The organism is Halomonas sp. SIMBA_159 (assembly GCF_046536035.1).
In the GTDB taxonomy this organism is placed as follows: Bacteria; Pseudomonadota; Gammaproteobacteria; order Pseudomonadales; family Halomonadaceae; genus Vreelandella; species Vreelandella venusta_A.
The window spans coordinates 206446-219126 of the sequence record NZ_JAWJBT010000001.1 but is presented as its reverse complement, the minus strand read 5'-3'; the positions used below and the strand labels follow the sequence as shown (position 1 = coordinate 219126).

General features: G+C 52.2%; 11 protein-coding genes. 7 read left to right on the top strand and 4 right to left on the bottom strand.

Annotated features, from left to right (window positions below; all coding sequences use genetic code 11):
- Positions 1-57 precede the first annotated feature (57 nt).
- Complete coding sequence (locus R0J87_RS01060; RefSeq protein ID WP_498883748.1) at positions 58-1086, bottom strand: cyclase family protein; 1029 nt, start codon at positions 1084-1086, stop codon at positions 58-60.
- A complete protein-coding gene (locus R0J87_RS01055; RefSeq protein ID WP_498883746.1) occupies positions 1083-1988 on the bottom strand; it encodes a 3-hydroxyacyl-CoA dehydrogenase NAD-binding domain-containing protein in 906 nt (301 codons plus the stop codon). The genes R0J87_RS01060 and R0J87_RS01055 overlap by 4 nt, the downstream gene beginning before the upstream one ends.
- Before the next feature lie 170 nt (positions 1989-2158).
- Between R0J87_RS01055 and R0J87_RS01050 the strand changes: the two genes are divergently transcribed.
- The 7 genes from R0J87_RS01050 to R0J87_RS01020 all read left to right on the top strand — a co-directional run bounded on the left by R0J87_RS01050 (position 2159) and on the right by R0J87_RS01020 (position 11985).
- Positions 2159-3493, top strand: coding sequence for a short-chain fatty acid transporter (locus R0J87_RS01050; protein ID WP_074211358.1), 1335 nt, complete (start codon positions 2159-2161; stop codon positions 3491-3493).
- A gap of 26 nt (positions 3494-3519) precedes the next feature.
- Positions 3520-3816, top strand: a complete 297-nt coding sequence (locus tag R0J87_RS01045) for a YciI family protein (RefSeq protein ID WP_137094773.1) — start codon at positions 3520-3522, stop codon at positions 3814-3816.
- Positions 3817-3858: 42 nt separating this feature from the next.
- Positions 3859-4149, top strand: coding sequence for a muconolactone Delta-isomerase (gene catC / locus R0J87_RS01040; protein WP_054641542.1), 291 nt, complete (start codon positions 3859-3861; stop codon positions 4147-4149).
- Positions 4150-4239: 90 nt separating this feature from the next.
- Positions 4240-4983 carry an SDR family NAD(P)-dependent oxidoreductase gene (locus tag R0J87_RS01035; protein WP_054641543.1) on the top strand — a complete coding sequence of 248 codons (744 nt, stop codon included), beginning with the start codon at positions 4240-4242 and terminating at the stop codon, positions 4981-4983.
- An 893-nt stretch (positions 4984-5876) separates the two neighbouring features.
- Entirely contained in the window at positions 5877-6266 is a 390-nt protein-coding gene (locus R0J87_RS01030) for a hypothetical protein (protein ID WP_498883744.1), read from the top strand.
- 77 nt (positions 6267-6343) lie between these two features.
- Positions 6344-8680 (top strand): hypothetical protein, encoded by a 2337-nt coding sequence (locus R0J87_RS01025; protein ID WP_498883743.1) that lies wholly within the window; start codon positions 6344-6346, stop codon positions 8678-8680.
- Positions 8677-11985, top strand: coding sequence for a site-specific integrase (locus R0J87_RS01020; protein ID WP_498883742.1), 3309 nt, complete (start codon positions 8677-8679; stop codon positions 11983-11985). Before R0J87_RS01025 ends, R0J87_RS01020 begins: the two co-directional genes overlap by 4 nt.
- A 93-nt stretch (positions 11986-12078) precedes the next feature.
- Here the strand turns inward: R0J87_RS01020 and R0J87_RS01015 are convergent, their stop codons facing one another.
- Complete coding sequence (locus tag R0J87_RS01015) at positions 12079-12363, bottom strand: hypothetical protein (RefSeq protein WP_498883740.1); 285 nt, start codon at positions 12361-12363, stop codon at positions 12079-12081.
- Positions 12354-12674 carry a hypothetical protein gene (locus R0J87_RS01010; protein ID WP_498883739.1) on the bottom strand — a complete coding sequence of 107 codons (321 nt, stop codon included), beginning with the start codon at positions 12672-12674 and terminating at the stop codon, positions 12354-12356. The genes R0J87_RS01015 and R0J87_RS01010 overlap by 10 nt, the downstream gene beginning before the upstream one ends.
- Positions 12675-12681 lie beyond the last annotated feature (7 nt).

The window sequence follows — 12681 nt, the reverse complement described above, 5'->3', positions numbered from 1 at the left end:
GAGAGTTTTTAAGCTAAAATTTTAATTAATTCATAAACGCTTTTTAGTGATTAGCGCCTATACAGTTGCCACTGGAGTAACCGGTGAGCCAATCGCACCTGGCAAGCGCAAAGGTGGAGCCGTCAGTAAGAAACGATTACGCCCTCGACTATGTAGCCAATCTGCCAAGTCTTTCAGGTACCAGAGTTCGGCCAGGGGCAAACCTAGCTTGAATAGGCAATGGAGATGCAGCGGAAGTTTAGAGCAACAGTCAGGTTCCAGTTCGCGATCAAGGTTCTCCACCGCGTAGTTATCAGCACAGATCGCCGCGATACCACTCGAGGTAATCCACTCAAGTAGCGCCGGATCACTGCCATCCAGTACTGCCCCAGTGTTTTTTAGAACGTCCGGCTGGGGAGTTCCCTTCATGTCTAGCAATGCTTCGGCAAACCCTGTGCGCAATACCAGCATATCACCTTGCTCCAACACTACGCTCTGCTGTTCCAGCGCCTCAAGCAGATCTCTGTACCCTATCAACGTTCTTCCCGAACCGAAGGCTCGCACCAGGTCCACTAAAACACCCCGGCCCTGCATGCCATGCGCGGCCAGTGTCTCAATGCCAAGGCGTCTAGCATAGGAATCGTGACGCTGGGAAGGCTCTGCGCTTAAATCCAGCACATCTTGCGCCGCCATGTAGCCATTGTAATAGCGCCGCTCAGGCGAGCCATCGTCATCACCATCAAAAAGAGCTCCCACATGGGCCAAGGAGTCCCACTGAGTGGAATACTGTAACGATAGCTGGACTTGGTCGTCACTGATGATGTCGTTCAGCTTGGGGTTATGAGTGGAGAGGGGAAAGTTGATGTACTGGTCTTCATCAAGCGCCGTCGGGGTCAATTTCGGTGGTGAACGGCGAGGATTGAGTACTTTCCCACCGGGGATATCCAAGGGCAGAGATAAGCAGAACGTTACGCCCTCCTGGACTTCCCGGACGCCTTTGAGGACCTGCTCTGTCCCGATCAAGTTGACACGCCCCAATTGATCATTGGGCCCGAAATCTCCCCAATTGCTGCCTTCGGGACGTTTCTTCCAGCGCGGCTGATTCATGGTTCATCTCCATGTGAGTCTTGTGCAGCGAGTTCAATGATGCGCTTCAGTTTGCTCCGCTCATGCGCCTGGTGACGCGCAAGCGACTCGTCGCTCCAGCGGTAAAATCCTCGCCCTACCTTGGCACCTAGACGCCCCTTGGCTACATACTCTTCAAGAAGCGCTGCAGGCTGCTGACTTGCATCGAGATCTGGATAGAGATATCGAGCAATATGCAGATGTGTGTCCAGCCCGTTGAGATCGCGCTGGCACAAGGGGCCATTCAAAGCCAGCCGCACACCGATGGAGTACTGCACGATGTCATCCAGCGCTTCAGCCTCTACCACGCCTTTCTCCAGCAGGGAGAGACATTCACGCATGACCGCATGCTGGATCCGATTGGCAACGAAACCGGGCACGCAAGTCTTCAACACCGCTGGCCGTTTTCCCAACTGCGTCAGCCAACCGCAAGCCTTTTCCACTGTCTCAGCCTCTGTGTGGCTACCGGGAACGACTTCCACAGTCGGCACAATGTCCGCGGGGTTAAAGAAGTGAGTCCCCACGAAGCGTTGCGGAACGCGCATGATACTGCCTATTTCGTCGATCGGTATCCCCGACGTATTAGTCATGATGATGGTGGCGTCATTCACGCTGGCCTCGATTTGCGCCACGACCTTCTGTTTGACCTCGACATTTTCGGTCACGCTCTCAATGACGAAATCGGGGACCTCCGTCATCTTCAAATCCGTAGCGAAGCAAGTCGTCGCCGCATGGGTTGCTAAACGCTGACGGCTGGTCTCCAACACTTGCGGATTGGTATCCACAACGGTGACCTTGACACCATTCACCGCCATCAACTTAGCCAGTGTGGTGCCCATGGTGCCAGCACCCACCACGACTGCTCGCAAAGCTTTTTCTTGCATCAGCTCTCTCCCCTAGCCTGGAATGGCGACTTATCTCAAACGGCATAGACAAATGTCGCATTGAATAAAATGATTCGCAGGTTAAATATAATCTCACATTACGAACTTGTGTTCGCTATACGCACACAATAAACCATGACCAACATACCTACAATAAGAGGCCGCTTTCTATGAATGCGCTGGCTAATTTCTTCACTAGGCTCGTTAACCGGTACATGCCTGACCCTCTGGTCATCGCTATCCTCCTGACCGTACTCACTATGCTCCTGGCAGTGCTAGTTCAAGGCACTAGCCCACTGAATGCGGTGCGTTACTGGGGCGATGGCTTCTGGGATCTGCTGGCCTTCAGCATGCAGATGACGGTCATCCTTCTGGCAGGCTATATCCTCGCCAAGACGCCTTTGGTGGATGGTGCTCTCAACCGCCTCGCCGCACGCGTCAAAACACCGTTCATGGCGATTGTCGTCGCCACCCTGGTGGGCGGCATTGGCAGCTGGCTGAATTGGGGGTTCGGCTTGGTAATAGGCGGTATCGTGGCTCAGAAGCTGGCACTCAACGTAAAAGGCTTACACTACCCCCTTGTGATCGCCGCGGCGTACTCGGGTTTCGCCCTTTATGGCATCGGCCTGTCAGGCAGTGTCCCGCTGCTAATCGCCACTGAGGGGCATTTTCTTCAAGATGCCATCGGCCTGATCCCATTAAGCGAAACGATTTTCTCGCCCATCCTCTTAATCACCAGTGCTCTGATTCTGCTCACCTTGCCTTTCTTCAATGCTTGGCTGCACCCCAAGCTGGACAAGGATATCGTTGAAATCGACCCCAGCACTGTCGCAAAGCCTACTGCAGCGCCCTTACCCGGCGACGTGAAAGTCACCATTGCAGAGCGCTTGAATCGTAGCCGGGTGGTAGGTATCGGCATTGGCTTGCTGGGCATGCTGTATATAGCGCTGTACACAGTCGACGGAGGCTCGCTGAACCTCAACACTGTCAACTTCGCCTTTCTGTTCCTGGGGATACTCCTTTTTGCATCACCAGCCAACTACTTGGCCGCACTGGCTGACGGGATCCGCATCGTCTCGGGTATTATCGTGCAGTACCCTTTCTACGCGGGGATCATGGGAATTCTGGTGAGCTCAGGCCTGGTGGTTTCGTTTGCGAATATCTTCGTTGATATCTCCAGTGCCCAAACTTTGCCTATTTGGTCATTCATCAGCGGTGCCATCATCAACCTGCTGGCACCATCCGGCGGCGGTCAATGGGCAGTCCAGGGGCCGGTCATGGTGCAAGCCGCCACTGAAATCGGCGCTTCCCAAGCGGCCACCGCGCTCGCCGTGCAGATTGGCGACCAGTGGAGCAACATGATCCAGCCGTTTTGGATCCTTCCGGTGCTGGCCATTTCCGGTTTGAAGTTGCGCGATGTGATGGGCTATATGGTGTTGATCCTGATCTACCTGGGAATCATCTACGGCAGCGCCATGCTTATTTGGGGCTACCTCAGCGCTTAAACACGTTTACTAACTGAGGTTTGCAAATGCCTTTTTTGATAGAGACCTTCGACAAGCCCGATCTCCAGACCTTGCGCCTGGAGGTACGTCAACAACATCTAGAATATCTGGATGCCAACGTGGATATTCTGCTGGCCTGCGGGGCCAAGCTCTCCGATGACGGTGAAACGGCATCAGGCGGCATCTACCTGCTCGACCTGGACAGTCGAGAGGAAGCTGAGCGTTTTATTGAGGGCGACCCATTCCACCAAGCGGCACTATTCGACGAGGTCAAGATCGTGCGTTGGCGGCAGGCCTACCTGAACCGAAAGAACACCCTTTAGGGCAGGCACAATCTTATCGCGACAATACAATGGAGAAATACGATGTTGTTTCATGTAGAAATGGTAGTAAAGCTCCCGCCCGACATGCCGGCCGATCAAGTGGCTGACATCAAAGCAAGAGAGAAAGCCTACTCACAAGAGCTACAACGACAGGGTAAATGGCGCCATCTATGGCGAGTCGCCGGCAGTTACGCCAACGTCAGCATCTTCGACGTCAATGACAACGACGAACTGCAAGAAGTCATCAGCGGCTTACCCTTGTTCCCCTACATGGATATCCAAGTAAAACCGCTATGCCGCCATCCCTCCTCAATACGTGAGGACAACACATAACTAAGCCCCATCGCCTCGCTGAACTGTCGGCGAGGCTGACTTTCCTACCAACTTCATACTCAATCACCGTGCCTATGCCGAGGAACTCTAATGAGTCAAGACGCCGCTCAAAGCCAAGCAAATCAAATCCACTGCGCTGTGGTGACTGGCGGGGCGAGAAACATCGGCCAGGCGATCGCCTTGCGTTTACAGAAAGATGGTTATCGCGTGGTTGTGGTGGATATCGTCGAACCCGAAGCCCAATCACTGCAAGCGGATTCCCACCAAGTCGACCTTTCTGATGCCGATGCGACTCGCCGTGTTATGTTGGATATTTCCGAGCGTTTTCAGGTGACACGACTGATCAACAATGTCGGCATTGTTGCCCCGGCACTGATTGAAGAAGCACAGCTTGAAGACTTCGACAAATTGATGCACCTGAATGTGCGTTCGGCACTGATCTGCACACAGTCGTTGTTGCCTAATATGAAGGCGAACGGCAAGGGGCGCATCGTTCTGAATACCAGCCGAGTGGTACTTGGAAAAGAGGCGCGCACCATCTATAGCGCCACTAAAGGAGCGCTACAATCTATGGCCAGAACATGGGCCCTAGAACTCGCTGAACACGGTATTACAGTTAATTGCGTTGCTCCTGGGCCTATTGCCACAAGCGCTTTCTGGCAAAACAATCCACCCGATTCTGAGCGTGCCCGACGCATAGTCGAAAATATTCCGTTAAAACGCATGGGCCAGCCTGAGGATGTAGCCCAGGCAGTAAGCTTCTTCTGCGACGAACATAGTGGATTTATCACTGGTCAGACGCTTTTCGTCTGTGGCGGTGTCACGGTGGGTTAAGTGTAAGGCGCCTGGACTCTGATCTATAGACACCCCTTCAGCTGTAATGTGATGTGCTACAGAGTGTTTAATCCCGGACTGTGCAAGCCCATACCAGATTGATGCGCCCTTAAATGGGGTATGCAAATGGAAAATGCGTCATAACAAGGCGCATGTTCGAATTTACAAGTGCGTTGCTTACACCTACCCCGCCTTTTTTGCACTATCGCGGTGCAAAAAAGGCGGGGTAGGTGCATCATCCAATCCAAACATGGAAATAGCCTCCCCTAGCTCATTGCCGATTTCGACAGTTTGCTGAACGAGTTGCGCCTTCTGTTGGGCGACACTGTCTATCTCAAATGCCGCGTTCCTCGCCTTATATGGCGACGTGGAGACATAGAGCCTCTCTTGCTTAGTTATGATTTTTCATTTCTTTAAACATTTCAAACGCTCTCAATGGAGTCTACACGGAGACGTTTAAATTGACGCCAACTATATAAAGAGGGGCCTAACAACATACTCCCGCAGACAACAACCCCTTCAATCAACTTACATAGCCAATTTACCCATGGAGTCTCTATCAACAAATAAGCAATTGAAGACAATTGCCCATGAAAACACATTAAACTTAATAAGCGAAGCTTCTCCATGGCACATTCACGCATAAATTTTTCATATACAAAGGGTTGCGCCGATTAAAAAACATGGTAATCATATAGTAAGGAAAGGCTAAAAGGGATGCCTTAAGAGAGTTAACGACGTTACACAACGTAAATAAACCAGGTGGCTTAATGCTCAAAGAGTGTGGTTCAAGGAGGGTCTCACTGTCGCGTGTCGAGGTAAGCCGATATTTATCGCCCCAGGTACGCCGCCTGCTGTTGGCTCGCCCCCCTTTTTTGGAGGAAATCCAGGACATGACTGATGAGGCGCTAAAGGCCTATCTCATGCAGCACCCGCCGGTGGTTTACGAAGCGAAGAGAAGCGCGCATGGCGATCCGCTATTTTGTCTTGCCAACCTGAACGCCCTGTATATAGCGAAAAACCGTTTTCGCGACAGTGAAAAGGTGCGCGTCACACTGGTAGAAGCACCGCCCAGTCAACAAACAAATGCGGTTGCTCTGTTTTTCGCGTTATCTGCGGAAGCGTGCCATGCACTCTCTCCCAATGAGGCAGGGCATTACGTAGCTGCTCTATGGAATGAGCTCATGTCTGATCAACCAGCATTATTAATGGATGTGTCCGAACGCTTCAGCAATAAGACCTCTTTCTGTGATGCTTTTGGCCTTAATCGACGGCTGTATTAGAGGCGACTACCTTCATGGATGAAACCACTAAGCATAAGGCACTTTTAGAAGAAGTCCTTCAGCCGCGTAACGACTATTTGGGGATAGAAGCGATAAAGCCACTGCTAGTCCAGACAATTGAACACTTAGCTAGCATTGGCGATGACGCTTGGGATCTATCAGCACTCTCCGCACTGGCAACCGCCATTAATAAAAACACGCTGAATTTAACTTCACAAACTGGGAGTGGTGAAAAAGGGATTCATAGCACAAACCCTATCCATGGCGCTTTGTTTAAGCTTGCTAGCTCAAAGTTAGCGACAGAAAAGCTGGTCGAACGACTCTCGCTACTCGCTCACATCATTAACGTGGCGTTTAAATGGCGCCTGGATATGCGAGCGGCCCAGAACAACCCAGCGTTTACGGAAGAGGACGAAAAGCGCCTCACACCGACTACCTACCGCCAAAATTTGGAGTCAGCTTGCAAGGTAGTAAGGCGCATTGAAGCAGATGGGATAAACCTCCTCACCCCTTTAGACCGGCCTACTATCAAAATCAGCATATGCTGCGATGCGTATCACGTGGACGAGTATAGCCAGCAAAAAGATAAATATATTAAGGAATTAGGCCGTTTTTTAGCCTATGGACTGAATAGGCGGCAGCCGCGACGCGGGTACCAAGAAAAAACAGAGCATAATGCACAAAAAAGACCCAGCGCTCAGCGTCAGCGGCTTTTCGATGATGACCCGGACGAACACTGGGAAGCAACAGCTGCTTCAGTCTTAACACTCGGCCCAGATATCAATGAAGACACCGAAAGTACGCTGCGTACCGCTGGTTTATCCATCACCGAAGAGCGCTCATCTACTGAGCTTATTCAAAGCAATAAGCCTGTTAAAACAGAAAAGGGCGACTCCTCTTTACAGGCGGTATTTCGTGCCCGCAGCCAGCAGGCCTTTCAAGATAAAGCGGCGCAGCTGCTGCCAGGGCGGTGGGAGCAGCTGAGTGCGTTTGATCTTTATCAGCTTATGCGGCGGTTGAATCAATTAGATGCAGGCCAGCGCCGCCGCATTGGGTGCGTCATCGGGTTACTGTTAGCCACCGGCCGCGGCCTAAATAGTGTGCTGGATGCGCAGGTGCTGCCTATGAAAAAGAAAGCACCTAGTACTCTCAATGAACACTCCATCATCGTTATGCATGGTGACAGCCCTGGGTGGCTATCCGGCATTTTGCGGCCCGAAAGCAGTCGTCAAATGACGGGGGAGTGGCCGAAGCATATGCGTACGACTCAGGCATCGTTGACACTGCCAGTCCCCGCATTCAGCTGGCAGCTGATAGAAGGACAAGCGTCACATATCGTGCGACGCGTCAGGAAGCGTGCACTCCCCCTCTTCAATAAATACGGCAGAACAGAACTGGAAAAGGATGTAAAAGAACTGCTTTCTACAATCAATCGAAAAACAGGCGCTCGGCTAACCGCGCACCGGTTAGGAGCGCACCTTTTTAATATGCTCAATACGGGCGATGCAGATTTAACAGCCGCGTGCCTAATCACGGGGCGTATGCCTTCATTCGGCCAGCAAACGTCTTTGTATTACTACGCGCCCAGCACAAGCTACATAGAGCAGCAGTATGGCGAGTCCATGCGCGAAATTGAGCGGCAATGCGCCACTCCTGAGCATAAATCCGATGGGATTAAGCCCGGCTGTGCAACGGCCAACCTCGCTCCATTTGGCAACCCTCAATATGTAGGCTCCAAGCTGGTACCTAAAACGACATACGTAAAAGAGCTCGTTGCCACCCTGCAGCAGCGAATCAAAGCCGCTAAGAAAAGCGTGCAACCATTAGATCTGTTCAGTATGCACAATGCCTACGTCGCGTATACCGTCGCTATGCTGATGTTTTCAACCGGCTATCGCAGCATTCGCGATCCATTGCCAGTCTGGGAAAACATTTCGCTATCTCGGCGCATGATTGTCATAGCGGATAAAACAGATGATGAGCAAAGCCATGCCCGCTTTTTACCGCTCACTTCGCTCATGGTTGAGCAATTAACGCACTACCAGCACCATCGCACCGGCCTTCTGGGCCGCTTGGAGGTTTACCTACAAAAAGCATGGGAGACGCCGTTTATGTTTTTGAGCCAATCCGGCACGCCACAGGAAGTCACTCCCTCTAGGCTAGAAGCGCATTTGGACTGGCGAGACTCACCCCCGCTCAATATCAACCGTCACTATTTACATACTCAGCTAAAAGAGAGCGGCTTATCGTCCGAAGTGGTTGATGCATTTATGGGGCATTGGGATGCGGGGCAGGCACCGTGGGACAACTACTCAACATTTTGCCCCCGTGAGTACTGCGCGCTGATTGCCCCTGCCATTGAGAAGCTAATGAAAGCGCAAGGCTGGAAAGCATTAAAAGGTAAGGCGTTATGAGCGATAGCGATCACGCCATCTGGTCAGGCTGGAAACTATCGCCCCCTAAAAAAAGCACCTCCGATGGGCAAGAGGAGCGTCGCTATCAGCGCGCTTGTGAGCGCTACCAGCGCTGGGAAGCCATTCTTGCATCATTAGAACAGCAGGTTCCCGGGATTATGTCTGGCCAGCGGGATATCGTGATGCCTGATGCGGTTATTGCTGCTGCGTTTGACGCTCTACACCAGCAAACGCCGCCCAGTACGCTGAAAATAACACACAATTTTTTGGTGAAAGGGCTGGAGCGAGGTAGCCAGCAGCTGAATTGGACAGTGGCCATCCCAAGCCCACTGGTTACGGTAGACCGCGAGCCACCCGCCGTCACTACCGAATCGTTTGCTGCGCTACATAGTTGGGATGAACTTGTTGAGGCCCACGACGCGTTTCCAAGCGCCGCAGGACCTAGCGGTTATGCTCTGCGTAAATGGCTGATAGGACGATGGTTGCTTCAGCTTATTCGCGAAGGGGCTGTGCTGCATAAACGCCATCTTGAGCAACTGCCCAACGCCTTTGAGAAGGGTGTCAACCTGTCTAACGGTGCGGTGTTTCTCACGTTGGAAGAAGGAGCGCCGCTGACTACTGTGGATGATGACGATCAAGCAGCCGATGACAACGCATCTGCCGATCAGTCTTCAGAGACGCCGTTTGAAAAAGAGCAACGCGTTTGCTATCGCCGTCTGTTTCTCAGCCCAACCAGTCAGTTGATGCTACTACGTGCCTACCAAGAGGCAGGCAACGCGTGGCCTCGTACCGCTGCTAAAAGTCGCCTTCCGGTCGCACAATGCCTAATGTTTTATCTCAAATATATTGATGACGGTGCGTCGCGAAAAAGCATCTCCGAGCTGCTTTCAATGGCTTATACCGCCTCTTCGTTTGATAAGCCTCCCCTGCTGAATCACTACGCCAGCAGAGCGAATGTTGCGCAATCGTTACGCCCTTCATCTTGGCAGCGACTGACTCAACGCCACGTATTAACTGGCACATTGATGGACTCCAGCGGCAACGATGTCTATGTGGAGTTTCAGGCACCCGCGCCGTCTCAAGCGCCGTCTTCGGATCAACTGAAGCAGTTTCGTCAGCTGCAGCGGTGTTTATCTAACTCATTAGGTGGCCGAGCCACCGAGCGTGAAGCAATCAGTAACATTGAAACATTTTTAAGCGCCTCCAACCGTAACGGTGCGATGGTGACACTGCTGGCAAGATGGTGCCTGAAGTTCTTGCAGAAAGGTGGCCGTGTAAAATCTCAGCTCGCCGTCAGTTCGGTAAAAAGATACCTATCCCCGATTGGTCGTCCGCTAGTGGCTCAAAGCTCAGCGTTAGATGATCTACAAACGGCCAGTGCTGATCAATGGGAGGCGCTATATGAGAATGTATTAAACAGTGTCAAACCCGATGTTGAGCGAGCGACGGTGCAGAATCGCCTGTGTGATTTTCACCATTTTTTAATGGATACCATTGCAGCGCCATCGATTGACCTGGAAGGCATGCCAGGCGCTAAAAAGCGTGTGGACGTTAATATTGTGACGCCTGCTGAATTTCGTCGCGCGCTCAACTTGATCGAGTCTTCCGAGCAGCCTGAGCGCTTTCGCACCATGCAAAAGCTCGCGCTCATCTTGGGTTATCGCTTAGGGTTACGGCGAAGCGAATGTGCCGGGCTACTTGTTCGAGATGTTGTTTATATAGAGGGTACCGCCACCTTTACCGGTGAGCTTATTATCCGCTCCAACACCTATCGACGAGGAAAAAGCTATGCAGCCACGCGGCGGTTGCCGCTGTGGTTATTAATGCCCGACGAGCAGGCGCAACTAATTGCATGGGCCAAGCGTCGCCAGGGGGAAACCACTACTCAACAAATACACAAGCAACTGCTGTTTTGCAGTAGCGGTAGTGGCTATTTGTTGCTCGATGACAAAGTGCTGTTTCAGCCAGTGCAAACCGCTTTAAGAACGGTCAGCGGTGATCCTAGCCTTCGTTACCACCACCTCAGGCACAGCTTCGTGACCTTTACGCTACTACGGTTGCTGGAGCGCTCACCTTGCGAACTGCTACCTACGGCCTGGCTGCTAGATGACCACGGAGACATCGCATTACCGAACACAAACGCTGATATTTCTGTGCTGGCCGGTTTAGCGCCTCAAGATCGCCCTTCCCGCAAACGGCTTTGGCAGCTTGCACTGTGGGCAGGGCATGCAAGCCCCGAGGAAACCCTCAGCACGTACTCACATTTGCTAGATTGGGTGCTTGGCGACACCACCTTTCGACACTATAACCCTATGCTCCGTCTCGAACAGCAACTGGCATTGCTGAGTTTTCAAACAAAGACGGCACTCACCAGCTGGCGAAACCGTCGCGATTTAATCGGTAAGTCACAAGCAAGTGAACTCTTAAGCCATTTGCAAACGGAGTGGCAGCCGTTTATTGCCGACGACTTGTTGAAAAATGCGTGGAGAACATACCAACCGCCCGCTGTTAATCCTCTCGACAACTCCCTAGAAAGCTCGTTTCACTGGCCCGAGGCAACGACGATTTATCAGTCTCTTCGCCTTATCGAACAACAAGAGGCGCGCGGGAAATCCTTAGATAAAGCACTCCAGCAGACCGCGAAAAGATTTGCCCTTGAGGAAGCACCACTACGCCAATGGGTAGCCAATGGCGAACGGCTAATGCAACGCAAAACGCGACGCACCAATCAGCAATTTAGCCGAGAAGCCAACCGACATGACCGGCAGCGGCGCGTCACATCAACACATGTCTATATGCCAGAGCTTTATCGCTGCATGGCACCGCCTGTTAAACCGCATGTGTTAAAAGAAACAGGCCAGTTTTTTCATCGCTTGCTGGATTGGCACCAAAAAGAGCCCAGCAAGGCTGAAGAGAGCCTAACCACCTTGCGAAACCATATACAGCGCAGTACGGGACATATCGTGCTCCCCGATGCAGACGCTATCAATCGCGTACGTGGGCTATTGCGCCCGCTGCGCTGCTTTCAACATACATATCTAGTTGTTGAAGTCACTGCTAATGCGAAGGCAAAGCGTGTTAAGCAGCACTGGTCAAACGCGACGAATATTCCTCACCCACGTATTGAGCTGATACCAACGCCCTCACCTTCGGGCCACACGCGCTACTGGTACGGAAACGCCCACCTCAAAATTACTCGGGATAGCTACAAAAAGGCTGAACAGCCTTTATGGGAGGCGGTACGCTTTGCAGCGTTTATGGCGATGCTGGTACTAGGGTTGTGTGGAGACGAGAACTCGGAATGAATAACATATCAGATGAAACTATCCCCACCGACTTCGCTAAAAGAGGGTGGGGATAAGTGAGTGAATGCATCGGAAGTTGGCGGTCAGCGTCTTCTAGCCGCCTACCGCCTCATAACGGGTGATGAAGCACAGCTTTTGGCTGGCGAAGTTAGCCCAACGCACTGTTACTTGAAGCCGCTGGCCCATTCTAGGCGCCCCTTCTTCGATTACATGACGGTCGGTCAGGAAAACGCGCAGGTTACCCTTAGCGGTAATTAAGTACAGCGACCAGACTTCGTGCTGCATCAACCACTCCGGCCCTTCAACGCCGGCGACATACACCTCCCCTTCAAACTGACGGTCTACCTTTTGAGTGGCCGTTTGCGATCTTACTGCCATGCTTGATCCTCCCATGCCCATAAGGTGCGCTCTAGCTCTGCAAGCAAACGTGGAATCGCTTGGCGATTGGCATCCAGCCCCAGCTGTTTAAGCGTGCGGCCTACCCAGGTTGTTAACGCATCTAGGTTAGTGCGCTCTTGCCCATCCCCCAGCCACATGACCAAAGCACAGCCAGGCGCTAAGCTGGTGGCGGCAGCGAGCGCTTCTGCCAAGCGGCGTTCAAGGCGTTGTTGAGATTGCAGTGCTGCCATCACGTGCAGGGTATCTTCGATGTTGTCACGGCGCTTCGTTGGCGTATCGATCGGTTTCATCGTTTTC